Here is a 26,412-nt window from a genome sequence, read left to right as displayed (position 1 = left end):
CCGGTGGGGCGCAGACGCCTAACACATCCTGCAAGCCGAACGTGAGGAGGACGCCATGACATATCAGGACGTTTACGAGAGCTGGAAAAACGATCCGGAAGGCTTCTGGATGGAAGCCGCCAAGGGGATCGACTGGGTCGAGCCGCCGACAAGGGCTCTGTTCGACGACAACGCCCCTCTCTATGAATGGTTCTGCGATGCCAAGGTGAACACCTGCTGGAACGCCGTTGACCGCCACGTGGAAAACGGCCGCGGCGAGCAGACTGCCATCATCTATGACAGCCCGATCACTCACACCAAGCGCGAGATATCCTATATGGAATTGCGCAACCGCGTGGCCACGCTGGCCGGGGCGCTGCGGGCCAAGGGCGTCGAGAAAGGCGACCGCGTCATCATCTACATGCCGATGATCCCCGAGGCGCTCGAGGCGATGCTGGCCTGCGCGCGCCTGGGCGCGGTGCATTCGGTGGTGTTCGGCGGGTTTGCCAGCAACGAACTGGCGGTGCGGATCGACGATGCCAAACCCAAGGCGATCATCGCCGCCTCCTGCGGGATGGAACCGGGACGGGTGGTGCACTACAAGCCGCTGCTGGACGGTGCCATCGACATGGCCGAGCACAAACCGGATTTCTGCGTCATCTTCCAGCGCGAGCAGGAGGTGGCCAAGCTGGTCGAGGGGCGCGACTACAACTGGCACGGTTTCCAATATGGCGTGGAACCGGCCGAATGCGTTCCGGTCGCGGGCAATGACCCGGCCTATATCCTCTACACCTCGGGCACCACGGGCGCGCCCAAGGGTGTCGTGAGGCCGACGGCGGGCCATCTGGTTGCGCTGAACTGGACGATGAAAAACATCTACAACGTCGATCCCGGCGACGTGTTCTGGGCGGCCTCGGACGTGGGCTGGGTCGTGGGGCATTCGTATATCTGCTATGGCCCGCTTATCCACGGCAACACCACCATCGTGTTCGAGGGCAAGCCTGTCGGCACGCCCGACGCAGGCACCTTCTGGCGCGTGATCTCGGAACACAAGGTCAAGAGCTTCTTCACCGCCCCGACGGCGATCCGCGCGGTCAAGCGCGAGGATCCCAAGGGCGAGTTGCTGGCCAAATATGACCTGTCCTGCCTCAAGGCCCTGTTCCTGGCCGGTGAACGCGCCGACCCCGACACGATCGTCTGGGCCCAGAACGCGCTGAAGGTTCCGGTTATCGACCACTGGTGGCAGACAGAAACCGGCTGGACCATCGCCGGCAACCCGCTGGGGATCGAGGAATTGCCGACCAAGCTGGGCTCGCCGGCCAAGCCGATGCCCGGCTATGACGTACAGATCCTTGACGAAGGCGGCCACCCGATGAAGCCGGGCGAGCTGGGCGCGATCGCGGTGAAACTGCCGTTGCCGCCGGGCACTCTGCCGACCCTGTGGAATGCCGAGGAAAGGTTCCGGAAATCCTATCTGGAGCACTTCCCGGGTTACTACGAAACCGGCGATGCCGGGATGATCGACGAGGACGGGTACCTCTACATCATGGCGCGCACCGATGACGTGATCAACGTGGCCGGCCACCGCCTGTCCACCGGCGCGATGGAGGAGGTTCTGGCCGCCCATCCCGACGTGGCCGAATGCGCGGTGATCGGCGTGACGGATCAACTCAAAGGGCAGATGCCGGTTGGCTTCCTGTGCCTCAACGCCGGATCGAACCGCAACGACGGCGAAGTCGTGGACGAAGTCGTCAAGATGGTGCGCGACAAGATCGGCCCGGTCGCTGCCTTCAAGAAGGCCGTCGTGGTGGACCGCCTGCCCAAGACCCGCTCGGGCAAGATCCTGCGCGGCACCATGGTGTCGATCGCGGATGGCAAGGAATACAAGATGCCCGCGACGATCGACGATCCGGCCATCCTGGACGAGATCAAGGTGGCGCTGCAATCCATCGGCTACGCCCAGTAATGAAATCAGGCCCGTGCCACGGCGCGGGCCTTTATTCTATTAACTGGCGGTGATCACGAACCCCGTGATTTTCGCCGAGACCTCTCCATCGCCATAGCGGTCGCGAATCTCCTCGGTCGCCGCACCGATGATCCGGTTGACCATCTTTTCCCCATGCGGTGCCAATTCACCGTAAAGGGGCGTTCCCCGCACATAGGCGATCGCCGGATGGGACGGATCGGGCGCAGTGCTGACATCCTCGACGGCCTCGATCTCGATATGTTCGAAACCCGCTTGCTCGAGCTCGGCGCGGATACGCTCGGGGTTGCCGTGCCCGTGCGGGGTGCGCGCCAGGAAATTCGGATGCGCCTCGGGCAAAAGCGTCTTGGCCACGCGGGTCACGATATCGGCAAACTCGTTCTGTTCGATAGCGTCCCACACATTGAACAGAAAGCGACCGCCCGGGCGCAGCACCCGCTTTGCCTCGGCATAGCCCTTGATCCGGTCCGGAAAGAACATCACCCCGAACTGGCAACAGACCGCATCGAAACTGTCATCCTCGAACGGCAGGTTCAGCGCATCGGCCGGCAACCATTCCACCGGCGGCTCGGCGGGCTGCCGTGATTTCGCCCGCTCCAGCATCGGCGGGTTGAGGTCGGTCACACAGTATCGGGCGCCTTCCGGAAGCAATGGCGCAAGGGCGCGCGTGACGACGCCGCTTCCTGCTGCGGTTTCCAGGACATCCCTGACCGGCCGGGCGGCGACACGTCGCGCCAGATCCCGAGCGTAGGATTCAAAGATCAGCGGCACCAGATAATCGTCGTAATAATCGGGGATGCTTCCTTCGAAGACCTTGTCGTTCTCGCTCATCTACCCCTCCCCTGGTTGCAGACGGATTCAGTATACCTCAAAACGGCCAATGTTTGGGGACAGCGTGTGTTTCACGCATGGCTTTCAGGCATCAAAATTCAACCCTCGCGCGATCTTTCTCTTGGCATCCACCCGCCGGCCACCCTACCCTCGCCGCAGGAGAACCCAGCATGACCGACAAAGATATCTGGCAACTGAGCGCGACCGAAATCGTGGCCCGCACCAAGGATGGTGCCCTGACTGCGGAAGAGGCAGTCTCCGCAGCGATAAACCGGATGGAACGGATCAACCCCACCCTCAACGCCGTAGTGGACAGCTGCGCCGCGGATGCGTTGGAACGGGCCCGCGAACTGGACAAGGCCCGCGCTGCGGGGGTGCCTTGCGGGCCGTTGCACGGGGTGCCGGTGACCATCAAGGTGAATGTCGACCAGAAAGGGTATGCCACTACGAATGGGGTAGTGGCATTCAAGGATCTCATCGCGCCGGAGGATGCGCCGGTGGTGGCCAATCTGCAAAAGGCCGGCGCGGTGGTGATCGGGCGCACCAATACGCCCGAGTTCTCGTTTCGGGCAGATACCGACAACCCGCTTTACGGGCGCACACATAACCCGTGGGGGCGGCACATTTCGCCCGGTGGCTCCTCGGGCGGCGCCGGCGCCGGGGTGATGGCGGGGGTCGGAGCCTTGGCCCATGGCAACGACATCGGTGGCAGCCTGCGCTTTCCGGCGGCGGCGAACGGGGCGGTCACGGTCAAGCCCGGACTGGGGCGTGTGCCCGCGTGGAACCCCAGCCAGAAGGTCGAGCGTGGAATGTTGGCGCAGTCCATGTCGGTTCAGGGGCTGATCACCCGCACGGCCGAGGATCTGCACCTGTCGATGCCCAGCCTGATCGAACCGGACCCGCGCGATCCGTTCCATGTGCCCCTGCCCTGGCGCGGCGAACCTCTGGATGGGCCGATCAAGGTGGCCTTCACCAAGAACACCTATGGCTATGACCTGCACCCCGAGGTCGAAGCGGCGCTTGATACCGCGCGGGAGGCGCTGGTCGACGCGGGCTATCAGGTCGACGAGATCGAACCACCCGACGTGTTCGATTGTGGCCGCACCGGATACCGCGCCCTGATGGGCGAGGTCTGGACCCTGATGAAGGACGACATCGACGCCTATGGTTCGCAGACCATCCGCGACATTTTCGCGGTCTATTTCCAGGAGTTTCCGCCCTTCACCGGAGCGGAGTTGGTGCAAATGATGGCCAAGCGCAGCCACTATGCGCGCGCATGGGCGCTGTTCACCCAGGAATATCCGCTCGTTCTGACCCCGTTCCTGCCGCAACCTTTCTTCAAGCCCGACCGCGACACCGAGGGCGCCGAAGGGGTGCATGAAGTTCTGGGCTGCGCGGTCTATTCCTATGCGATGAATTTCGTGGGGCTACCTGCGGCCTGCGTCCCGTCGAGGTTGGCCGCTCTGCCCCGGGGGCCGCAGCCGATCAACGTGCAGATCGTCGCGCGGCGATGGCGCGAAGATCTGGCGGTTGATGCGGCGACCGCGATAGAGGCGCGCGTGGGCCGGATGTCCGACGCCCTATGGCAGCGCCTGGATTGAACAGGCGCGCGCAATCAGACCTACATCGGCTCCAGTGTTGCGGAACGCCCGGCCGTCAACGCGCTGACAGAACTCGCGATCGCATGACGGTCGATCCGGAAGTGCCGGGCAAGGTCACCGATCGTTCCGGTCTGCCCGAAATGCTCGACGCCATGCGAGATCGTCCTGTGCCCCGCGACAGAGCCCAGCCAGGCGAGCGTTGCCGGGTGCCCGTCTATCACCGTGACGATGGAACAGTGCTGCGGGAGATCCCCCAGCAGGCGCTCGACGTGGGACATGGCGCTGGGGTTCCCGCGGGCCCGCTCGCGCTGCGCCGCGGTCCAGCCGGCGTTGAGACGGTCGGCCGAGGTCACGGCCAGAACGCCAATGTCTCGCCGGACCTCTCCGATCATGCCCGCAGCCGCGATCGCCTCATCCGCCACCGCGCCCTGATAGGCAATCACCACCGAGCAGTTCGGGCCGGGCTTGCGCAGCCAGTAGGCCCCGTCAATCGCCCCTTGGCGGAAGGCATCGTCCGCACGCTTGCCCGGCTGCTCGAGCGGCTTGGTCGTCAGGCGCAGATAGACCGACCCGCCGGTCTCGTCCCGCAGCCAGGTGCGCTCGTCCGGGTCCCCCTCCCCGTCCCGCTGCATGTAGTCGAAGGCCCATTCCATGATGACGGCAAGCTCGTCGGCAAAGGCCGGCTCGAACGCCGCCAGACCATCCTGGGACATGCCGATCAGGGGTGTCCCGACGGACTGGTGCGCGCCGCCCTCGGGCGCCAGCGTCACCCCCGAGGGCGTGCCCACGATCATGAAACGCGCGTCCTGGTAGCAGGCATAGTTCAGCGCATCGAGCCCCCGGCACACGAACGGGTCATAGACCGTGCCGATGGGCAGCAGGCGCTTGCCGAACAGGCTGTGGGACAACCCCGCCGCACCCAGCAGCAGGAACAGGTTCATCTCGGCGATGCCCAGTTCCAGGTGCTGGCCCTCGGGGGCAAAGTTCCACTTGGCGGTCGAGGGGATGCGGTGCTCGATAAAGGCGTCCTTCTGCGCGGTGCGCGCGAACAGCTTGCGCCGGTTCACCCAGGGGCCCAGCCCCGTCGTTCCGGTCACGTCCGGCGAGGTGGTCATGATCCGCGCGGCCAGCTCGCTGTCGCCTCGGGACAGGTCGTCGAGGATCTTGCCGAACGCCATCTGGGTCGAGATCTCGCGGTCGGTGTTCACCGAGATCGCCGGAACGGAAATGCGGGCATCGGAATAGCGCCGCGTTCCCTTGGAAAAGAACGGAACCCGCGCCAGGAACGCCTTGAGGCCGTCCACGTCCTGCACGGTGGCGAAGGGCTCCCACTCCTGCCCGTCCGGCACGCCCATGTGGCGCTGCCACTCGTCCATCTGTGCCTTGGTCATCAACCCGCCGTGGTTGTCCTTGTGGCCGGCGATCGGCGTGCCCCAGCCCTTGATCGTGTAGGCCAGGAAACAGGTCGGCCGGTCATGGTCGATCTCGGCAAAGGTTTCCGCCATCGTCCGAACGCAGTTGCCGCCGAGGTTTTCCATCAGCTCGGCCAGTTCCGCGTCCGAACGCCGCTCGATCAGCGCGGAGACATCCCCCTGATCGCCAAGGTCATCCATCAGCCGCTGTCGCCAGACCGCGCCGCCCATGAAAGTCAGAGCGGAATATTCGGCGTTCGGGCAGGCATCGATCCATTCGCGCAACCGCTCGCCGCCGGGTTCTTCGAAGGCCGCACGCTGCAGGGCGCCGTATTTCACGCGGACCACGTCCCAGCCGAAAGCGTCAAAGATCTTTTCGATCCGTTCGAAAAGCCCCTCGCGAACGATCCCGTCCAGCGACTGCCGGTTGTAGTCGATGATCCACCAGCAATTGCGCAGATCGTTCTTCCAGCCCTCCTGCAGGACTTCGTAGATGTTGCCCTCGTCCAGTTCGGCGTCCCCCACCAGCGCGACCATGCGGCCCATCGGGGTATCGCTTCCCCAGTCCTTGGCGGCGATGTAGTCCTGCACCAACGAGGCCAGCGCGGTGATGCCGACGCCCAGCCCGACCGAGCCGGTCGAGAAATCCACGTCGTCGATATCCTTGGTGCGGCTGGGATAGCTCTGCACCCCGCCGAACCCGCGGAAGTTCTCCATCTTCTCGCGGGTCTGGTTGCCCATCAGGTATTGCATCGCATGAAAGACCGGCGAGGCATGCGGCTTGACCGCCACCCGGTCCTCGGGCCTGAGCGACGAGAAATAGAGCGCCGTCATGATCGACACCATCGAGGCCGAGCTGGCCTGGTGCCCGCCGATCTTGATCCCGTCCACCTTGGGCCGGATGTGGTTCGCGTTGTGGATCATCCAGTGCGACAGCCACAACAGGCGCTGTTCGATGGTCTTGAGATGGGTCAGATCGGCGCTCATGTCGGGCTCCTTACTCGGCGGCGTGGCGCGTCCGGGGCGGCAGGGACTGTTCCAGATCATCGAGGATGTCCTTGACATCTTCCAGCCCGACCGACAGGCGGACAAGGCCGTCGCTGATGCCGTGTTCGGCGCGCTCTTCGGGCGAATAGGTCGAGTGGGTCATCGAGGCCGGGTGCTGGATCAGGGTTTCCGCATCCCCGAGCGAGACGGCGCGCTGGATCATCTTCAGGCGGTTCATCATCGAGATACCCGCCTCCATGCCGCCATTGACCTCGAAGGCGATCATGCCGCCGGGCTGGGCCATCTGGCGCGTGCCCAGATCGTGCTGAGGGAAACTCACCAAACCGGGGTAGTAAACCGTGCCGATGGCGGGATGCGCGGCCAGCCAGTCGGCGACGATTCTGGCCGAGGCGCAGTGGCGGTCCATGCGCAGGGCCAGCGTCTTGAGCCCGCGCAGGATCAGCATCGCGTTGAACGGCGCCATGACCGCGCCGGTCATGTCCTTCATGCCGATCAGTCGGATCTCGGCGATCTGCTCGGCGGTGCCGACGACCAGCCCGGCCACCACGTCCCCATGCCCGCCGAGGTATTTCGTCGCCGAATGCAACACGATGTCGGCCCCCAGTTCGATCGGGCGGGTCAGGTAGGGCGTGGCATAGGTGTTGTCGACGACAACCTTGGCGCCGACGGAATGGGCGATCTCGGCGGCACCGGCGATGTCCACCAGCCGCATGTTCGGGTTGGCCGGAGTTTCGAAATAGACGACGCGGGTCTTGTCCGAGACCGCATCGCGCAGGTTGTCGATATCGGTCATGTCCACATGGGTGACGGTCACGCCCCATTTCGCCAGCCCGTGCCGCATGTAGGCGAAGGTGCAGCCATAGAGCGTCTTGTCCACGATCACCTCGTCACCGGGCGACAGCAGCGTCCAGAGAACGGCGGTCACCGCGCCCATGCCGCTGCTGAGCGCCAGCCCGGCCTCGGCCCCCTCGAGCGTCGCGATGCGCTGTTCCAGCAGATCGCATGTGGGGTTCGAGATGCGGCTGTAGATATGGCCCTGACGTTCGCCCGCGAACATCTCGCCCCCGGCCTCGGCATTCTCGAACACGAAGGTCGAGGTCAGGTGCATCGGGGGCGTCAGCGCGCCTTCGTTCTCCATCGGGTCATAGGCGTGGTGAATGGCGCGGGTGGCAAATCCGTTTTCCGAGGACATGGCTGTCTCCTATTCTGCGTTGCAGCCATGATGCGCCTGTCCCAAGGGTATTTGATTGCAAAACATGCCACCATTGCATTATAAATTGGAATAATCTGCCCAACGAGGCCCGAAATGGACGCCAAAGACCGACAGATCATCCGCGCCCTGCAGAAGAACGGGCGCATGACGAATCAAGACCTCGCCGAGGCCGTGAACCTGTCGCCCTCGCCCTGCCTGCGGCGGGTCAGGAACCTTGAGGCATCCGGCGCGATCCGGGGATACAGCGCGGATGTGGACGGCGCGGCGTACGGTTTGCCGATCACCGTCTTCGTCCGCATCCGGTTGCAAAGCCACAATGAGACCGACGTTCAGCACTTTGAACGACGGATCATGGCGATCCCCGAAGTGCTTGAATGCCATGTGCTGACCGGCGCGACGGACTACCAGTTGCGCGTGATGGTCTCGGGGCTGGATGCCTACGAGGATTTCATCCGCAACCGCATTCACCCGATCGGAGGGATCGCCTCGATTGACACCAGCTTCGTTTACGGGACCGTGAAGAAAACAGCCGTTTTCCCTTCATTGGACTGATCCAAGTCTCCGCGCCGCAACTCCGGGTCAGAAAGGATTGAGGGGTTTCAGCGCGGTGTCACGACGGCTCGCCCGGGTGGCTTCAAGACGCGCCTTGCGGGCCGCTTCGAACAATGTGGCGACCCTACGCCATGATGCATCAACGGCATGCTGGTATCGTCCAAAGCGCGCCTCGCCGATTTTCAGAAGTTCTGCGTCGAACGCCTTTTCCGCAGGGTGATCGACGGGGGGCAACCGCGAGTCCCACAGCGCGCGCTGCCGGGCGATCAGGCGAAGGTCCTGCGCGCGTATGGCCGCACGCAGCAATCGGGCCGCATGTGCCTCGCTTGCAAGACGGCGGGCCCTCCGTTGCATTAGCGCCATCCGAACGGATGGCCAAGCGTAGCGCCTGAACGCCCATCCGAGCAGGGCCAACACCAGCACCCCACCGGCAAGCAACAGGACCTGGCGCGGTGTCAGAAGCGGTTGGCGCGGAGGTGCTGGCGCATCAACCTCGAACTGCAGACCGGGCACCGTTGCCGTTTCCACCTTTCCCGAGACGGTGCTGAACCACTGAAGGCTGATCTCGGGCAATGCCACCGCTCCGCCATAGCGGGCGACATAGGTGGTGCTTTCGGCCCTTTCGCCGGACAGAACCCCGCGATTTTCCGTTTCCGACAGGCTCGGCTCTTTGGGATAGGCCTGAACCGCCTTGGCCTGGATGTCATGAATAAGGGGCGGGATGAACAGAGGCGAAGTGCCTTCGATCTTTGCCATGACCTCGCGCGTCACGGCATCACCGGCAGACAGCACTTCGGCCTCGCCTTCGATCTGTTGGGTCAACGTCAGGTTCTCGGCGATGATCAGAGGATCCAGCGATCGGGCCGCTTCGGGCACCGTGGCGGTGAAGGTGACAGGAGGAAGAGGCACCGAGACGGACACCGGCTCGGTTGATGGCGGGTTCGCGTAGACCAGATCGACGGTTTGAGCAGGCAGCGTGAAACTGCCTTCGACCATGGGATACAGCCGATAGGCCCGGCTGACGCCGGACCATGTCTCGCCATTGACGCTTTGACTGACAGGGCCGGACGCCCGCGAAGGCAGGCGAACGATCAGGTTCGGCGCCTCGAAGCTCGGAAATACCGGCGGCTTCGGCATCCATGTCGGCACCAGAACCGTCACCCGCAGAACCAACGGCTGCCCGACGACCACGCTTTCGGCGCTGAGTTCGGCGGAGACCTGCGGCGCGGGCGGCACGTCCTGCGCCGCCCCGACCAGCGGCCAGAACAACACCAGAAGTGCAGAAAGAAGCCCCCTCATTGCGGCCCCTCCGCGGCCTCGACAAGAAACCGGGTCCGCAGGAAATCGCTCATGTCGGTATCGACCGAGCGCATCCACTGGTCGGCTGTCTGGAAATCCGGCCCTTCCTCCTGATACTGCTGCTGCGTTTCGGCCCCGCGCTGCGCCTGGTTGTCGAACACGACGTCATCAGCGCCGATGCCGCTTTCCTCTCCCGTATCGCTCTGCTCACGGGCGCTTTCGATGTAGTCCACGATGTAGCGCGAAACTTCGAGGTTGTGCTGCGCCTCGGCATAGTCCGGCCGGATTTCGAGGGCACGCTCAAAGGCGGCCACTCCTGCCCTGTACTCGCGGTTCTTCATGTGCGACATGCCTTCGCCCATTGCAGCCTCGGCGGTATCTATGCGGGCAAAGATTTCCGCCGCATCCGCGTATTGCCCCGCGCGATACTTGGAGTAGGCGCGCCACATCGGGTCGGCGAACAATTCACCCGCCTTCGCGAACTGCTTGTCGCGATAGGCCATCATGCCCTGCTGATCCGGGGTAAAGAACCAGTCGATGACATCGGCCCGCGCGCGTTGCGGCCCAAGCAGGCCCAGGGCGATTCCCAGCGCAAGCCCCCACCGGGTCGTCCACCCTTTTCGGAACCACAGCAGCAGGATCAGCGCCGCCGGCCAGGCCAGCATCCATCCCCGATCCTCCCATTCCAGCCGGTCGTCGCCCAGAAGCGCGGCCCGGTAGGCGGATTGGGCGACTCGCTCGATTCGGTCCAGGTCAGACTCGTCTGCGGTCATTCGGATGACCTCGACACCCGCCAGATTTTCCAGAGCTCCCAAGGGCGCAGTTTCAGGCGCTACAAACAACACCATGACCGGCGGATCGGTTTCACCGCGTTCGTTGAACGCGGGCAGGTCCACGCTGTTCAGCCCATCGAGCACGAAAAGGATCGCCCCCGGAGTTTCCACCCGCGCCAGTTCCGCATCCGCCATCCGCATCGCCGCCGTGGCATCGTCGCCATCGCGCGGCATGACCTCGGGGCTCAGCCCCTCCAGCAGGGCTTTCAGTATATTCGGGTCGTCGGTCAGCGGAGCGGCACGGTGCGCGGTGCCCGCATAGGCGATCAGGGCGGTGTTGGCCCCGGCGCGGCGTTCGACCAGATCCATGACCTTGAACCGCGCCCGCTCCAGCCGCGATGGCGGCACGTCCGGGTTCTCCATCGAACTGCCGACCTCGATCGCAACCACCAGCGGAGCGGTCTGCGACAGGAAGGGATTGGGCACCCGGCTCCATGTCGGCCCGGCCGCAGCCAGGGTCAGCAGGACCAGCGCCAGTGCCGCGCTGTCTATGGGCTGGATGCGCCCAGCGCTGGCCTTGCCCACGGTCAGGGCTTCGGCCAGGTGCGGCGCGATACCCGATGGCTGCTCTGCCCCCTGCCCGCGCGGGTTGCGCACGCGCCACCATAGCAACAGGATCACCGGCACCAGCAACAGGGCCCACGGGCGCAAGAGATGCAGGGCAGACAGAGCGTCAAGAAAGCCCGTCATGGCTCGGCCCTCTGGTTCTGCGAGAAAGACAGCCACAGCAGCGCCGCCAACCCTATGAGCGCCGCCAGCCCGAACGGGATCCACCCCAGCGGCTGGCGCGGCTGAAAGGTGATGGTTTCGGTGACGCGCGGGTTCAGGCGGTCGATCTCGTCATAGATGCGCGCAAGCCCCTCTTGGTCGAAGCCGTAGAAGAACTCGCCATTTGCACGCTGGGCGATGTCCTTCAGCGCTGTCAGATCGACCCGCTCATCTCCGCCGGCCGAAGGATCTCCGACACCGATCGTGTAAATAGCAACGCCCTCCTGCGCCGCGATTTCCGCCGCGTTGACCGGACTCATCCGGCTGGCGTTGTCAGCCCCGTCCGAAAGCAGCACCAACAGTCGCTGTTCGACCTCGCTGGTGCTGAAGGTGTGAATGGCCAGTCCGATGGCATCGCCGATCGCCGTATCGGGCCCGGCCATGCCGACCCGTGTATCGCCCAGCATCTCGGCGACGGTTTCCAGATCCTCGGTGAATGGCGTCTGAACGTAGGCCTTGGTCCCGAACACGATCAGGCTGATCCGGTCGCCATCGCGTTCGGCCACGAAATCGGCGACCACGTCCTTGACCACCTGAAGCCGTTGTTGCGGCTGGCCAGCGGCGTCCTTCATGTCGCGGGCATCCATCGAGCCGGATAAATCGACCGCCAAGGCCAGGTCACGCGCGGCCTTTTCGACGGTGACGCGCTGCCCTAGCAACTCCGGGCGCGCAAGCCCGGTCACGACAAGCACCCAGCACAGGACGGCGGCGGCAACCTGCATCCTGCGGCGCGTCAGCACCACCGATCCGGCGCGGGGCGTCAGCCCGGCCGCCTCGGACACCTCCCGGAAGAACGGGATGCGAATGGCCCGGCTGGTCGTCCTGTATGGCGGAAGGAAACGCCACGCCAAGAAGGGCGCCGGCAGCAGCAGGAGTGCCCAAGGGAATGCCAGCGAAAGCGTCATGACCTCCCCTTGATCGGCTTGTGGCGGCGCACCCATTGCTCGGCCAGCGTTTCAAGCCCGGGGACGGGCGGCGCGGCAGCGACAAAGGGGGCCTGCGCAATCACCCGGCCCGGCCCTTCGGCAAAGCCATTGCCGCCATAACTCTGGTCGAGAAATGCAAGCCAGTCGTCCCCCAGCAAGCTGGCGATATCCGAACGCGGATAGGCGCTGAGGGCTGCACGGCGCAGAATCGCGGCTATGACGACGGGGTCTTCGCCAGCCAGCCGCAACTCCCGCAACGCGGCGCGGCGATAGGCGTTGGCCCGCCGACGGGCGCGCCAGCGCAACCCGGCCCAGATCGCCAGCGCGGCAGCGATGATCGCCAGCCAGGTCCAGCCCTGCGTCTGCGGCCACATCGAGATCGCCTCGGGCTCGGACGGCGGAATGAGCATGTCGAGCAGCTCGGTCAGGTTCTTGCCGGCAAAGTCCTCTTCCGTCATCGCCGCCCCCCCGCACCGAACAGCGACAACATCTGCGGGAGCGTTTCCTCGGCCGTGGTCAGCGGAAGGACCGGCGTGCCGTATTTGCGGCTCCAGCCCAGTACCGGCTCCAATCGCTTGTCCAGAAAGTCCTGTAGCTTTCTGCGGACCTCCACGTCCGAGGATTCCAGAGAAACCTGCAATTGGCCATCCGAGGCCACGATGCGGAAACCATCCGGCAGTGTTAGGCCGGTCGGGTCGGACACCGGGAACAGGATCACGTCATTGTGCAACGACAAGCGATGCACCAGTTTCTCGGTGCGCGCGTCGATGCCCGCGAAATCGCTGAACACCAGTATGGTGAAGCCGGTCTTGGCGATGCGCGTGGCCGCTTCGAGTTGCCCGTTCAACGTCACAGGCCCTTCGGCGGGTTGCCCCACATGCAGGCTCTGATTTGCTTCGGCCAGAACAGACAGGAACCGGTTCAGCGCGGTCCCGCTGGCCCGCGGAGGCAGTTCGGCCACCCGGCCATCCCCAAAGACCAGACCTCCGACCCGGTCGCCCTGAATACGCATCCGCCATGCCGCAAGCGCCGCCGCCTCGGCCGCGGTCACGGATTTCATGTTGAGCACCGTGCCGTAGAACATGCTCATGCGCTGATCGACCAGCAGCAGCGCAGGGCGGTCGCGCTCTTCGGTGAACACCCGGACATGCGGCTCGCCGGTGCGGGCGGTCACCTTCCAGTCGATGGTGCGGACATCGTCGCCGTGCTGGTAGTGGCGCAGCTCCTCGAAGTTGAGCCCCCGCCCCCTCAGCCGCGATGCGTGCCGCCCATTCAGCGCCGAGCGCGCAGGCTGCCGTGGCAGAAAGCTGATTGCGCGGGCATGCCGTTCGAAACCGCGCAACCGCGCCAAGGTCACATGGATCCGTGGGTCAGAGCCGGTATCCGCAACGCCTGCCATGATCGCCTCAAGGCAAGGCGACCAAGGACAGGACCCTGTCGATCACCTGATCGCTGGACATCCCGTCGCCCTGCGCCTCGTAGCTCAACGCAATCCGGTGACGCAGCACATCATGCGCAATGGCCCGGACATCCTCGGGATCGACATAGTCGCGCCCCTGCATCCAGGCATGGGCACGGCTGCATTTGTCGAGCGCCAGCGATCCACGGGGCGAGGCCCCGATTTCGATCCAGCGGGCCAGATCGGCATCCAGTGCGCCGGGCGTCCTCGTGGCCTGCACCAGGTCGGCCATGTAGCGATCCATCGCGTCGGCCACATGCATCTGCCCGATCTCGGACCGGGCGTCGAACACGGCCTGCTGCGGAATCACCGAGGGGTTTTCCTTTTTGGCGCCCTCGTCTGCCTTGGATTCCTTTGAACCCTGCTCTTCGCCCCGAACAAGACGGATCACCTCGACCTCGTCTTCGACCGGCGGGTACTCGATCTGCACCTTCATGAGAAAGCGGTCCATCTGCGCCTCGGGCAGCGGATAGGTGCCCTCCTGCTCGATCGGGTTCTGGGTGGCCATGACGATGAAAAGCGGCGGCATCCTGTGGGTGGTGCCGGCAACCGTGACCTGCCGTTCCTCCATCGCCTCAAGCAGGGCCGCCTGAACCTTGGCAGGCGCACGGTTGATTTCGTCGGCCAGCACGATATTGGCAAAGATCGGCCCCGGTTCGAACCGGAACTCTCCGCTGCCGCCCGCCTGATGATACACTTCGGTGCCCGTCACATCCGACGGCAGCAGGTCCGGGGTGAATTGGATGCGGCTGAAATCGGCCTCAAGGTTCTTCGACATGGCCTTGACCGCCCGCGTCTTGGCCAGCCCGGGCAGACCTTCGATGAGAAGATTGCCATTGGCCAGAAGCCCGATCACCAGCCGGTCGACCACCTGGCCCTGTCCGATGATCGATTCACCGATACGCTGCCTCAACAATGCGATTTGCTCTCGAGAATTCATGAAACATCAAACCTTTCCGGATCCAATACGCCGTGGTCGCAAGGCGATACTAACAGCTAGTCCCACGCAATCCAGACGCAAGATGTTGATTTTATGAGTGCTATGCCGGACCCGAAAAGCCGAACCTTCTTGGGGTCTGAACCGGATCGCCTGAATTGGACGCTGCCGAGAAGCCGCACCGTGCAGACAGCGATCGGTCGTGGCTGTCGCCTGACGCGGGCCTCTTGGACACGGGGTCACTGAACCACCGAACTCTCCAGGTTGGCGACGGCTCAAATCAGCACGGACGGACCGCGCGCACGACAACTCTTTCAGTTGCTTGGTTCCAGTTGGCCAATCGCCCATGCGCCGTACCCCACGACGCGCTGCCGGTCGCCTGACGTGTCGCCCGAGTTTCGCAGGTCCAGCCGTTCAATCGAGTATCCCCGGTCTTGCGCCTCGAGCAGCATTCCGCGGATTGCCATGTGGCCGCAGGCCTCGAACGGTCCGATGGCCGCCTGATCAAAGCCTTCGATGGCCGTCGCGGTCCGGGTGTCATGCGCGGTCGCGAGATCATAGGGCTCGTAATGCGAAAGATCGGAACTGACCACCAAAAGCGTGTCGTCGTCCCAAAGCCTACGGATCGCATTGGCAACATGCGCGGCAGAGGTTTCTCCAAACAGCAAGGGAACTATCGCCATTGCCCCGAACACCGCTTGCAGGAACGGCAATTCCACCTCGACGGCGTGATCGGGCCCGTGCGGCGCGTCATCGATGGCCGCCAACCCTTCGGAGACAAGGGCTTCAATTGCTTCGCGGTCGATTGGAACCAGCCCCATCGGCGTGGCAAACGCTCCTTGCGACGGAGCGGCGAGCCCGGTGAACCTCACATAGTGGGAGGGACCGATCACTACGGCGCGCCGGAACCGGTGCAAACTGTCGCGCAGGCACCCGAAGGCCTCGGCCGCAATCGCGCCGGAATACACATATCCCGCATGAGGCGCGATCACTCCTCGTACCCCGTGTCGCGGCGCGGACATGGCGTTGTTCAAAAGATCTGTGACCTGTCGCGCAAGCGCGCCCGGCTCTTTGGGATAGAAGACCCCTGCAACTGCGGGCTCTCGCACCCTATATGTGTGATGAAGCGAAACCATGTCTCAGCCTCCTTGAAGGCGTGACGCATTATGAAATCTAGGACTGACAATACCAGATTGAAGGGCGTGCCGGGGCGCTACTGGCACTTTCTGGACGACGGGCGCATTCAGTGCGACTTGTGCCCGCGCTATTGCAAGCTGCGCGAGGGCCAGCGCGGGCTTTGTTTCGTGCGGGGCCGGCAGGACGACAGGATGCTGCTGACCACCTATGGCCGCTCATCCGGCTTCTGCATCGACCCGATCGAGAAAAAACCGCTCAACCATTTTCTTCCCGGCACTCCGGTGCTGTCCTTTGGCACGGCGGGCTGCAACCTGACCTGCAAGTTCTGCCAGAACTGGGAGATTTCGACGGCCCGGCAGATGGACCGGCTGATGGACCGTGCCTCGCCCGAACAGATCGTCGAGGCGGCCATCGCGGCCGGGGCGCGGTCGATTGCCTATACCTACAACGACCCCGTGATCTTTCTGGAATACGCCGTGGATGTCGCGCGGATCGCGCGGGAACGCGGGCTGAAAAACGTCGCCGTCACGGCCGGCTACATTGGCCGGGAGGCGCGCGAGGAATTCTTCCACTGGATGGATGCGGCCAATATCGACCTCAAGGCCTTCACCGAGGACTTCTATCACCGGCTCTGCACGGGTCATCTGAAGGATGTGCTCGAGACGCTCGAATATGTGCGGCACGAAACCGGGACATGGCTGGAACTCACCACATTGCTGATCCCGGGGAAAAATGACGGCCATGACGAAGTCTCGGCCCTGAGCGACTGGGTTGCCGAGCGCCTTGGGCCACAGGTGCCGCTGCATTTCAGCGCGTTCCACCCCGACAACCAGATGCAAGCAACCCCCTCCACGCCGCGCCAGACCCTGACGGCGGCCCGTGACATTGCGACCAAGGCGGGCCTTTGGTTCATCTACACCGGAAACGTCCATGACCGCCCCGGACAGAGCACCTACTGCCCTGGATGCCACACCTGCGTGATCGGGCGCGACTGGTATGACATTACATCCTGGGCACTGACGCCCGAAGGAAGGTGCGAAGCCTGCGGATCACCTATCGGAGGCGTTTTCGAGGCGCAGCCGGGCACTTGGGGCAATACCCGCATGCCGCTGCGGATTTCCGCCGCGTAAGGGCTGCCACCTCGATCCAGGTCGCTACCGGCGGTGAGAGCCAATCCCCGCTGCCTGCATCGCCAGACCGACCCTGTTTTGATTCCGATCAATGCGATGTCACGCGGATCGGTGCGAAGCTGAAAGATATCGTCCGATCCTGACAACCAAGCTTCGGTCGAATTTTGTTTCACTGAGGGAGGAGTGAAACAATGCCTGCAAGCGTCACACCCCAGGAAACGAGAGCAAGCTATGCGCACGGAGCATCGGCGACGCCCTTGATGGGATTGACCATCGGCGCCGTGTTCGAGCGTACGGTTTCAACATTCTCCGACAACGACGCACTGGTCGTGCCCTATCAGGGCGTGCGATGGAACTATGCGGAGTTGGGACATCACGTGGATGAGGCCGCTGCCGGATTGGTCTCACTGGGACTCGAACCGGGTGACAGGATTGGGATCTGGGCCCCGAATATGGCCGAATGGGTTGTGCTGCAGTTCGCCAGCGCGAAAGCGGGCCTCATCCTCGTCAACATCAACCCGGCCTATCGTCTGTCAGAGCTGGAATATGCCCTGAACCAGGTCGAGGCCAAAGCGCTGGTTCTGTTGCCGCGTTTCAAAAGCAGCAACTACGCCGAAATGCTGACCGAACTGATGCCGGAACTGTCGGAAGGCAGCCCGCCCGGGCAGTTGAAGGCCAAACGGGTTCCGAGCCTGAAATGGGTTATCACGCTGGCCGACCAAGCTCTGCATGGGGCGATCACCTACAAGGACGTATTGGCGCGAGCCGACGACCGGACGCGCCAAACCGTTCGGGAACTCGCGGAAGTTCTGCAATTCGATGATCCTATCAACATTCAGTTTACCAGCGGGACCACCGGCAAGCCCAAGGCCGCGACGCTGACTCACCACAACATCGTCAACAATGCCTATTTCACCGGCGTCCAGATGCGGCTGACGCACCGGGATCGCATGTGCATCCCTGTGCCCATGTATCATTGCTTCGGGATGGTGCTGGGCACGCTCTGCTGCGTCGCGCATGGCGCAACGATGGTGTTCGCCTCGGCCGGGTTCGACGCGGAAGCGGCGATGGCGGTCACCGAAGCCGAGCGTTGCACGGTCTTTCACGGCGTGCCGACCATGTTCATCGCGGCGCTGGATACGCCGGGCTTTGCCGACCGAGACCTGTCGCACCTGCGCACCGGTATCATCGCCGGAGCGCCCTGCCCGGTCGAATTGATGAAGCGCATCATGGACGAGATGCACATGACCGAGATCACCATTGCGTACGGTATGACGGAAACCGGGCCGGTCAGCACTCAGACCTCGGTCGACGATCCGGTGTACCGCAGGGTCGAAACCGTTGGCCGGGTTCTGCCGCACACCGAAATCAAGATCGTCGACACCGAAGGCCGCATCACGCCGCGTGGCGTTGCGGGCGAATTGCTCACCCGCGGTTACTGCGTGATGCTGCGATACTGGAACGACCCCGAGAAAACCGCCACGGCGATCGACGAGGCGCGCTGGATCGCCAGCGGCGATATCGCCATGATGGATGACGAAGGCTATGTCCAGATCGTCGGGCGCATCAAGGACATGCTCATCCGGGGCGGCGAGAACATCTTCCCCCGTGAAATCGAAGACTTTCTCTATACACATCCGGCCATCGAACAGGTCGAGGTGATCGGAGCGCCGGATGAGAAATACGGCGAAGAAGTTTGCGCCTGGATCAAGCTGCGTGAAGGTCACAGCGTAACCGAAGAAGCAATTCGGGACTTCTGCCGGGGCAAGATCGCCCATTTCAAGATTCCGCGATATATCAGGTTCGTAGACGAATTTCCTTTGACCGCCACGGGCAAAGTGCAAAAATTCGTCATGCGCGAAATCATGGCAAGGGAGTTGAAAAAGAAGGCGCACTAGACCATGGCCAGAACCCGCCAGACAAGGACGACCGATCCGGGTGCCTACCTTGATGCAGAAGGAACCCTTCTGCGCGAGTTGCCCGATTTTGCGAAAAGCCGCGACACTCTTGTTGCCCTGTATTCGGCGATGGTCAGATGCCGGACCTTCGACTCCAAGGCGGTCGCGTTGCAGCGCACCGGGCGTTTGGGCACCTATGCCTCCAGCCTGGGACAAGAGGCTGTTGGCGTCGGGGTGGCAAGCGCCATGGCGCCCACGGATGTTTTCCTGCCGTCATTCCGCGAGCATGGAGCGCAATTGATCCGGGGCGTCACTCTGGAAGAGCTGTTTCTCTTTTGGGGCGGTGACGAACGCGGGAATGATTTTTCGCTTCCCAAACGTGATTTTCCGGTCTGCATACCAGTCGGCACGCATTTCCCGCATGCGGCGGGGGCAGCACTGGCCCTGGTTCACAAAGGGGTGCCGGGGGTCGCTGTCGCGGTCGGAGGAGACGGCGCGACGTCGAAAGGCGATTTTTACGAGGCCTTGAACCTGGTCGGGGCGTGGAACCTGCCGGCGGTCTTTGTGCTCAACAACAACCAATGGTCCATTTCGGTGCGGCGTCAGGACCAAACGGCTGCGCAGACATTGGCGCAAAAGGCCGTTGCCTGCGGCCTGCCGGGCGAGCAGGTCGACGGCAATGACGTGATCGCGGTGCGCGAAGCGACCGAAAGGGCGCTGGAACGGGCAAGGTCCGGTCAGGGCGGGACTTTGATAGAATGCGTCACCTACCGGCTGGGCGATCATACGACTGCCGATGATGCCAGCCGCTATCGCGATGACGACGAAGTGAGCGCCCAATGGAAGAAGGAGCCACTGGTCCGCCTGCGCCGCCACCTGACCCAGGTGCATGGCTGGAGCAAGGCGGACGAAGAGGCGCTTTTGCGCACATGCCGTGAAGAGGTGGACCAGGCCGCCGAAAACTATCTGGCCACGCCTCCCGAACCGGCGGGGGAGATGCTTGCCAACCTGTTCGAAAGCTTGCCCCGCGATCTGGCGCGACAGGCGGAGGAATTGGGCGATGGCTGAAATGACGATGATCGAAGCCGTCCGTGCAGCACTGGCCTTCGCGCTGGAGGAAGACCCGGATGTCATCATCTTCGGCGAAGATGTGGGGATCGACGGAGGGGTATTTCGAGCCACCGAAGGCCTCGTGCAACGGTTTGGCCCATCCCGTGTCCGAGACACGCCCCTGTCGGAGACAGTGATCGCCGGGCTGGCGGTTGGCGCTTCGGCACAGGGGCTGCGCCCTGTGGCCGAGATCCAGTTCATGGGCTTCATCTATCCGGCGGTCGATCAGCTCGTGTGCCACGCCGCGCGCATGCGCAATCGTACGAGGGGGCGGCTGAGCTGCCCGATGGTTCTGCGCGCCCCCTTTGGTGGCGGCATCAAGGCCCCCGAGCATCATTCCGAAAGCACCGAGGCCATGCTGGCGCACGTGCCCGGTCTGCGGGTGGTCATTCCAAGTTCTCCGGCCAGGGCCTACGGCCTGCTGCTGGCGGCCGTCCGCGACCCGGATCCGGTGATTTTCCTCGAACCCAAACGCCTGTACCGGGCCACCTCGGAAGAGGTTGCAGACAACGGCGAAGCCCTGCCCCTGGACAGTGCGTTTGTGCTGCGCGAGGGCGCGGACGTCACCCTCGTCACCTGGGGGGCGATGGTTGTTGAAACACTCGAGGCCGCCCGACAACTGGCCGAGGTCGAGGTTTCTGCAGAGGTGATCGACCTTGGAACGGTCAAACCCTACGACCGCGCCGCCGTGCGCACCTCGGTGGAAAAAACCGGGCGTTGCGTGATCGTGCACGAGGCCCCCCTGACCGGCGGTTTCGGCGCCGAGGTCGCGGCGGACCTGGCCGAGACCTGCCTGACCAGCCTTCTCGCCCCGATTCGGCGGGTGGCGGGCTATGACACGGTCATGCCCTACCTTCGACTGGAAGACCGGTACATGCCTTCGACCGACCGCATCCTTGACGCGGTCCACTACGTGCTGGAGTTCGAATGACCGTTTTCAGACTGCCGGACCTAGGAGAGGGCCTGAAAGAGGCCGAAATCGTCGCTTGGCATGTGGCCGAGGGCGATCATGTCATTGCCGAGCAACCGTTGGTGTCGGTGGAGACGGACAAGGCCGTGGTTGAAATCCCGGCGCCGTACTCGGGAACCATCCGGCGCCTCATCGCGGAACCGGGAGACATCGTGCCGACCGATGGACCTCTGGTCGAAATCGACACTGGCGCAAAGGAGGACGCCGGCGCCATTGTCGGTGAAATCGCCCCCCCTCGGAAACCGGCAGACAGCCCCCGCGCAGACACCCGTGTCAAGGCCAAGGCAACGACGCCTCGCCTTCAGGCGGCCCCCGCCGTCCGCAGGCTGGCGCGGGAGCTCAACGTGGACCTCGGCACTGTCCGGGGCAGCGGACCGGAAGGCACGATCCTTTCCTCGGACGTGACCGCCGCCGCGCAGCAGACCTCCGGCAAAGAACTCCGGGGCGTGCGCCGGGCGATGGCCTCGGCAATGGCGCGCTCTCACGCCAGCGTGGTTCCGGCCACCATCATGGATCAGGTCAATATCGGGGCGTGGGGGCCGAAGGAGGACCCGACGCTGCGCCTCATCGGAGCCATCGTTGCGGCGTGCCAAGCCCAGCCAGCCCTGAATGCCTGGTTCGATGGAACCCGTTTGCAACGCCATGAACATGTCGACCTGGGCATTGCAGTGGACACGCCCGAGGGTCTGTTCACACCGGTGCTCAGAGCGGCCGACAGCGAACCGGACATTGCCGGAAAGCTGAAACACCTCAAGTCCGCTGTCGAGAACCGCAGCATTCCGCCGCAAGACCTCAAGGGGGCCACGATCTCGCTGTCCAACTTCGGGATGATGGCGGGCGAACACGCCGCGCTGGTCGTGCCTGCCCCGCAGGTCGCCATTCTCGGTGCCGGGCGGATCGACGTGAAACCCTGCGTGGTCGATGGACAGATCACCCCCTGTCGCGTCCTGCCGCTGTCGCTGACCTTCGATCATCGCGTGGTCACCGGCGGAGAGGCCGCGCGGTTTCTCGACGCGCTGCGTACGAGTTTGGCAAAGAAATCCCTTGGCAATTCGGATGGTCTCTCATGACGGATCTTCTTTCTCTGGCCGACGATCTGGGGCCAGGCAAAATCGTGCATGTCCGCAACCCAGCTATTGGCCTGCAGGCCATCGTAGTCATCGACAACGTCGCCGCAGGCCCGTCAATCGGAGGCGTCCGCATGGCCAACGACGTGACGCTCGAGGAATGCGCCAGGCTAGCACGGGCGATGACGCTGAAAAACGCTGCGGCGGGGTTACCGCATGGCGGTGGCAAGGCGGTGATCGTGGGGGATCCTGCGATGGCCCAGCCTGACAAGGAAATTCTCATTCGTGCCTTTGCGAATGCAATCCAAGAGTTGGAGAGTTATGTCCCGGGACCAGATATGGGCACCAACGAAACCTGTATGGCCTGGGTCCGCGAAGAAACCGGACGCGCGGTCGGGCTGCCTGCACTATTGGGCGGCATTCCCCTCGATGAGATTGGCGCCACCGGTTTCGGTCTGACAGTGGCCGCCGAGACCGCCCAGGACATCAGCGGGGTCAGTCTTTCTGGCGCGCGCGTCTCCATTCAGGGTTTCGGAGCCGTCGGGCGTCATGCGGCACGATTTCTCGCCGCAAGGGGCGCGCGACAGGTAGCCGTATCGGACACCGGTGGAACGATTCTGGACCCCGAAGGCCTGCCTCTGGACGAACTGGAAAATCTCAAGCGGCATGGCCAAAGCGTAACTGCCTTGAGAAAGGCCCGGATTGAAGCGGCGGAGGCAGCTCTCACCGCGGAATGCGACATCCTGATCCCGGCCGCCCGGCCGGATGCGATCCATGCGGGGAACGCAGACGCGATCAAAGCCCGCCTGGTTCTGGAAGGCGCCAATATCCCTGCAACTCCCGAGGCAGAGGCCATACTGCGCGCACGCGGCATTCTCGTTGTGCCTGACTTCATTGCCAATGCCGGCGGTGTCATCTGCGCCGCCGTTGAACTTCGCGGCGGCGGCCAGGAAATGGCATTCCAGGTCATCGAGGAACGGATCAGACGCAATACCAGGGAAGTTCTGGAGCGCGCCCGTTCGACCGCAACGGATCCCCGGGCGGCCGCAAACGCCATGGCTGAGGAACGGGTCCGGCGGGCAATGGCACTGCGGCGGTTTTCCTGATGCCCTCCGGCCTTGCCCCAGGAAACTCCGGTTCGTCAGGCTTCCGCCCGTTGTCGGCCGCTGATGTCAGGTTCGGGTTTCGAGACCATGCAGAAACAGCGTTCCGAAGGATGGCCTGACATCATCGACCCCGGCCAGGCGCAGCATGTGCCAAGCCAAGGCCTGATTGCTGGAGATCACGGGCAAACCGGCCCGTTCCTCGATCTCCGGGATGACCCCAAGGCACCGGAGGTTGGTGCAGGATATGACGATTGCATCACAGGGTGCCGCTTCGGCAATGCGAAGCGCAGCCGCGACAATTGCAGTTTCGGTGATCCGCGCCACAACTCGGTCATCTTCTTCCTCGAAGGATCCGAACCCGGAGATTTCGAAACCCGCATCTCCCAATCTCTGGCGCATCCTGCGCGACACTTCCGGCAAGTAAGGCGTGATGAAGCCCAGCCGGGTGGCCTTCAGGGTCCGACCTGCGGCAATGATGGCTGCCAAAGGATCGGTGACCTGGGCGCTTGGGATTACCGTCCGAATGGCGCGGGCAACATTCTCGGACCCGATCACTGTCGCGGCCGAAGTGCATCCGTAGCCGATCACGTCAAGATCGCGTGAGCGCGGCAACAAGCGAGCGGAAGCAGGCAGATCGGCTTCCATTTGGGCCAGCGTATCCGCCCGCACTTCCGGGACCATGGGAATGCGGCTGTGATGGAGAGCCACCCCATCCAAGTTCATCATTCTCGAGAACTCCGGTTCCAGCGTCTCATCGGCTTCGAGCACGATCACACCCAACCTGGCGCGTTTGCCGAACCCCTCATCCGTATCGAAATCCAGTTTCACCGAACCCTCCTCAGATCACGGGCAGTTCCGGGGCGGCACGGGTCGAAAGCAGTCTGGCACCGCTCTCGGTCACCACGATGTTTTCTTCATGCACCATGATCCGACCGTCACCATAGCCGAGCGAGGGCTCCAGGGTCAGCACCATGTTCGGCTCGAGAACCGTTTCGTCGAACGCCGCATGCGAGGGCCACTCGGTCAGTTGCATGCCCAGCCCGTGGCCCAGACGGCCGACATCACCCCCTTGATCATCCATTTCGGCAATCACTGAACGCATCGCCTGAAACAACTCGCGGCACGTCGCCCCCGGCCGCGCGGCGGCAACACCGGCCTCGGTTGCCCGCCACAAAACGTCATAGGCGCGGCGCGACAGGTCGTCGGCGTGGCCAATGGCATAGTTGCGGTCAAAGTCGCAAAAGTAGCCGTCCCAGCTGGCCCCGGTATCCAGCATGAGGATGTCGCCCGCCTGCAACGGCCGCCGCGTGGGAGGGGAGATCACGTCGTGATAGCCCCCTTGGTCCGCCCCTCCGACCAGGTAGGGCACGTCATCCGCGCCCTGAGCCAAAGCTTCTCGCCGAAAGGCCCGGAACAGCTCTTCGAGCGGCAGGCCCTCATGTGCCATCGCCGGCACTTGGGCAAATGTACGCGAACCGATGGCGCAGATATGGGCAAGCTTTTCGATCTCAGCTTCGGACTTGACCATGCGCAGACTGCGGATCAGGCCCGTTGCATCCGCCACCTTCAACCCGGGTAATCCCGCCATCAGCCGCTCGTAGTCGCCCAGTGGCATTCGCAGCGAAGTCTCATGCCCCTTCATGACTCCGATCGTGTCGCCGCGTGCCGCCAGTGACGACAAAAGCTCGGTCAGCAGGGACAGACCGTCATCCGCTGGGGCCGGCGCGCTCCAGGTCCGGATGTCGTCGATCCATGTGCGCCGCATCAAGGCTGCCCCGATCTCGGGGATCACGGCGACGGGTTTGCCCTCGGCGGGAACGAACAGGAACCAAGGCCGTGTCGGGCTTTGCCAGAAAAGCGTGTGGAAACCGGAAAAATAGCGCACCTCCGGCTCAGTCATCAGCAACAGCCCCGACAATTGTCGGTCTGCCATCAATGACTGAGCCCGCCGGGTCCGGGCAGCGAACTCGGCCTCGGGAAAACCGCGCTCGGGCGTCTCAGACACGGTCGGCCCCTTTCATGATGGCAGAAAAAATCTCGGGATCCGTCACGCCTTCGGATCCGATAAGCAATACGCGCGAGCTGTGGTCCAGCCCGAGACGCGCGGAAAGCTCAGGGTTCCTACGGGCTGCGATCAGCGCGGCAAGCCCAGCCACGGCGCTTTCCCCGGCCTCGACCGGCGGATCGCCGTAATCAGCATTGGCCAGCAGGCGGACCGTAGGGGCGACGATGCTGTCCGGGATGGTCAGGAAATCCGATGCCTCTTCGGCGAGGATGTCCCAGGCCAGCCCCGAAGGCTCACCGCAGGACAAGCCCGCCATGATGGTTTCCTCTGCAATGGCAACATTGGTCGCCCTGCCGTTGCGGGCACTCTCGAACAGGCAGGCTGCAAGTTCGGGCTCGACGATGACGACGCGCGGCGCGTCCGCGCCGTAGTGCTGTCGCAAGCCAGCAGCCACCGAGGCCGCAAGCCCGCCGACGCCGCCTTGCAGGAAGACATGCGTCGGCGCTCTTTCCAACGCTTCACAGGCTTCGCGGGTCATGACCCCGTATCCCGCCATCACATCGCGGGGCGGATCGACATAGCCCGGCCATGACGTGTCCGAGACCACGAACCAGCCGTTCTTTTCGGCTTCCTGCTTGGCCAGCAGAACCGAGTCGTCATAATCGCCCTCGATCCGGACCACCTCGGCACCCAATGCACGCATGGCTTCGGCGCGGCCTTCGCTGACTTCGGCGTGAATATAGATGCGGCAAGGGGCACCAAACCGCTGGCAGCCCCAGGCCAGCGACCGGCCGTGGTTGCCATCGGTCGCCGATACCAGCGTGATCCCGGCACAGGCATCCCGATAGGCACCGTTGCGGATATCTTCCAATCGGACGTCGCAACCCAGACGTTTGCCCAGTTCCCGTTGCAGAACGCGCATCGCCGCATAGGACCCGCCGAGCGCCTTGAAACTGCCAAGCCCGAAACGAGGCCCTTCGTGCTTGTAGTCGATCCGATCCACGCCGATCTTGGCTGCGAGCCCGCTCAATTCCACGAGCGGAGTGGGAACATAGCCGTCCCACGACGTGATTTCCGCCCATGCGTCGTCGAAATCCACCTGAGACAGAACCCGGTAAGCGGCCTCGCCCTTGGAAGGATTTGCGGCGATGTGTCCGATCGCGCCGCAGGTAAATACATCCAGCATT

The 26,412-nt window shown here is 63.7% G+C and carries 22 protein-coding genes; 9 read left to right on the top strand and 13 right to left on the bottom strand.

The features are described 5' to 3' along the window. Window positions 1-55 precede the first annotated feature (55 nt). Entirely contained in the window at window positions 56-1,945 is a 1,890-nt protein-coding gene (prpE, locus tag AVO45_RS00490) for a propionate-CoA ligase PrpE (RefSeq protein WP_068343279.1), read from the top strand. Between the two features lie 39 nt (window positions 1,946-1,984). On the opposite strand, the gene AVO45_RS00485 is transcribed toward prpE, so the two are convergent. Continuing rightward, on the bottom strand, window positions 1,985-2,794 hold the full coding sequence (locus tag AVO45_RS00485; RefSeq protein ID WP_068343276.1) for a class I SAM-dependent methyltransferase: 810 nt from the start codon (window positions 2,792-2,794) through the stop codon (window positions 1,985-1,987). 170 nt (window positions 2,795-2,964) lie between these two features. Between AVO45_RS00485 and AVO45_RS00480 the strand changes: the two genes are divergently transcribed. Beyond that, a complete protein-coding gene (locus tag AVO45_RS00480; protein WP_068343273.1) occupies window positions 2,965-4,395 on the top strand; it encodes an amidase family protein in 1,431 nt (476 codons plus the stop codon). A gap of 20 nt (window positions 4,396-4,415) precedes the next feature. Here the strand turns inward: AVO45_RS00480 and AVO45_RS00475 are convergent, their stop codons facing one another. Beyond that, a complete protein-coding gene (locus AVO45_RS00475; protein WP_068343271.1) occupies window positions 4,416-6,794 on the bottom strand; it encodes a transketolase in 2,379 nt (792 codons plus the stop codon). Between the two features lie 10 nt (window positions 6,795-6,804). After that, window positions 6,805-8,007, bottom strand: coding sequence for a methionine gamma-lyase (locus AVO45_RS00470; RefSeq protein WP_068343269.1), 1,203 nt, complete (start codon window positions 8,005-8,007; stop codon window positions 6,805-6,807). Between the two features lie 114 nt (window positions 8,008-8,121). Between AVO45_RS00470 and AVO45_RS00465 the strand changes: the two genes are divergently transcribed. Beyond that, window positions 8,122-8,580 (top strand): Lrp/AsnC family transcriptional regulator, encoded by a 459-nt coding sequence (locus tag AVO45_RS00465; RefSeq protein WP_068343267.1) that lies wholly within the window; start codon window positions 8,122-8,124, stop codon window positions 8,578-8,580. Between the two features lie 27 nt (window positions 8,581-8,607). Here AVO45_RS00465 and AVO45_RS00460 read toward each other — a convergent pair whose 3' ends face one another. From AVO45_RS00460 to amrB, 7 genes are all read right to left on the bottom strand, one after another. Next, window positions 8,608-9,879 (bottom strand): BatD family protein, encoded by a 1,272-nt coding sequence (locus AVO45_RS00460; protein WP_068343262.1) that lies wholly within the window; start codon window positions 9,877-9,879, stop codon window positions 8,608-8,610. Further along, the gene (locus tag AVO45_RS00455) at window positions 9,876-11,402 is read right to left on the bottom strand and encodes a vWA domain-containing protein (RefSeq protein WP_068343261.1); all 1,527 of its coding nucleotides are present in this window, start codon (window positions 11,400-11,402) and stop codon (window positions 9,876-9,878) included. Before AVO45_RS00455 ends, AVO45_RS00460 begins: the two co-directional genes overlap by 4 nt. Next, window positions 11,399-12,385 (bottom strand): VWA domain-containing protein, encoded by a 987-nt coding sequence (locus AVO45_RS00450; protein ID WP_068343260.1) that lies wholly within the window; start codon window positions 12,383-12,385, stop codon window positions 11,399-11,401. The genes AVO45_RS00455 and AVO45_RS00450 overlap by 4 nt, the downstream gene beginning before the upstream one ends. Continuing rightward, a complete protein-coding gene (locus AVO45_RS00445) occupies window positions 12,382-12,864 on the bottom strand; it encodes a DUF4381 domain-containing protein (RefSeq protein WP_068343259.1) in 483 nt (160 codons plus the stop codon). The genes AVO45_RS00450 and AVO45_RS00445 overlap by 4 nt, the downstream gene beginning before the upstream one ends. Continuing rightward, window positions 12,861-13,805 carry a DUF58 domain-containing protein gene (locus tag AVO45_RS00440; protein ID WP_068343257.1) on the bottom strand — a complete coding sequence of 315 codons (945 nt, stop codon included), beginning with the start codon at window positions 13,803-13,805 and terminating at the stop codon, window positions 12,861-12,863. The genes AVO45_RS00445 and AVO45_RS00440 overlap by 4 nt, the downstream gene beginning before the upstream one ends. Before the next feature lie 7 nt (window positions 13,806-13,812). Continuing rightward, window positions 13,813-14,805 (bottom strand): AAA family ATPase, encoded by a 993-nt coding sequence (locus tag AVO45_RS00435; RefSeq protein WP_068343250.1) that lies wholly within the window; start codon window positions 14,803-14,805, stop codon window positions 13,813-13,815. Between the two features lie 311 nt (window positions 14,806-15,116). Then, window positions 15,117-15,938, bottom strand: a complete 822-nt coding sequence (amrB, locus tag AVO45_RS00430) for an AmmeMemoRadiSam system protein B (protein ID WP_082688611.1) — start codon at window positions 15,936-15,938, stop codon at window positions 15,117-15,119. 30 nt (window positions 15,939-15,968) lie between these two features. Here amrB and amrS point away from each other — a divergent pair, with 30 nt between their 5' ends. The 6 genes from amrS (at window position 15,969) to AVO45_RS00400 (ending at window position 23,220) form a co-directional block, all read left to right on the top strand. Then, window positions 15,969-17,069 (top strand): AmmeMemoRadiSam system radical SAM enzyme, encoded by a 1,101-nt coding sequence (gene amrS / locus AVO45_RS00425; RefSeq protein WP_068343245.1) that lies wholly within the window; start codon window positions 15,969-15,971, stop codon window positions 17,067-17,069. Between the two features lie 191 nt (window positions 17,070-17,260). After that, window positions 17,261-18,967, top strand: coding sequence for an AMP-binding protein (locus tag AVO45_RS00420; RefSeq protein ID WP_068343242.1), 1,707 nt, complete (start codon window positions 17,261-17,263; stop codon window positions 18,965-18,967). Between the two features lie 3 nt (window positions 18,968-18,970). Next, window positions 18,971-20,035, top strand: a complete 1,065-nt coding sequence (pdhA, locus tag AVO45_RS00415; protein ID WP_068343239.1) for a pyruvate dehydrogenase (acetyl-transferring) E1 component subunit alpha — start codon at window positions 18,971-18,973, stop codon at window positions 20,033-20,035. Beyond that, window positions 20,028-21,008, top strand: a complete 981-nt coding sequence (locus AVO45_RS00410; protein WP_068343237.1) for an alpha-ketoacid dehydrogenase subunit beta — start codon at window positions 20,028-20,030, stop codon at window positions 21,006-21,008. Before pdhA ends, AVO45_RS00410 begins: the two co-directional genes overlap by 8 nt. Next, window positions 21,005-22,117, top strand: a complete 1,113-nt coding sequence (locus tag AVO45_RS00405; RefSeq protein ID WP_068343235.1) for a dihydrolipoamide acetyltransferase family protein — start codon at window positions 21,005-21,007, stop codon at window positions 22,115-22,117. Before AVO45_RS00410 ends, AVO45_RS00405 begins: the two co-directional genes overlap by 4 nt. Beyond that, window positions 22,114-23,220, top strand: coding sequence for a Glu/Leu/Phe/Val family dehydrogenase (locus AVO45_RS00400; RefSeq protein WP_068343233.1), 1,107 nt, complete (start codon window positions 22,114-22,116; stop codon window positions 23,218-23,220). The genes AVO45_RS00405 and AVO45_RS00400 overlap by 4 nt, the downstream gene beginning before the upstream one ends. Before the next feature lie 66 nt (window positions 23,221-23,286). Here the strand turns inward: AVO45_RS00400 and AVO45_RS00395 are convergent, their stop codons facing one another. The 3 genes from AVO45_RS00395 to AVO45_RS00385 are packed head-to-tail and all read right to left on the bottom strand — an operon-like array spanning window position 23,287 to window position 26,411. Continuing rightward, the gene (locus AVO45_RS00395) at window positions 23,287-24,048 is read right to left on the bottom strand and encodes a maleate cis-trans isomerase family protein (protein ID WP_068343231.1); all 762 of its coding nucleotides are present in this window, start codon (window positions 24,046-24,048) and stop codon (window positions 23,287-23,289) included. Window positions 24,049-24,058: 10 nt separating this feature from the next. After that, window positions 24,059-25,225, bottom strand: coding sequence for a M24 family metallopeptidase (locus AVO45_RS00390; RefSeq protein WP_068343229.1), 1,167 nt, complete (start codon window positions 25,223-25,225; stop codon window positions 24,059-24,061). Then, on the bottom strand, window positions 25,218-26,411 hold the full coding sequence (locus AVO45_RS00385) for a diaminopropionate ammonia-lyase (RefSeq protein ID WP_068343227.1): 1,194 nt from the start codon (window positions 26,409-26,411) through the stop codon (window positions 25,218-25,220). Before AVO45_RS00385 ends, AVO45_RS00390 begins: the two co-directional genes overlap by 8 nt. Window position 26,412 lies beyond the last annotated feature (1 nt).

Source organism: Ruegeria marisrubri, assembly GCF_001507595.1.
In the GTDB taxonomy this organism is placed as follows: domain Bacteria; phylum Pseudomonadota; class Alphaproteobacteria; order Rhodobacterales; family Rhodobacteraceae; genus Ruegeria; species Ruegeria marisrubri.
Note: the sequence above shows the minus strand (reverse complement) of the source record. Positions and strands in the feature narration are given on the sequence as shown.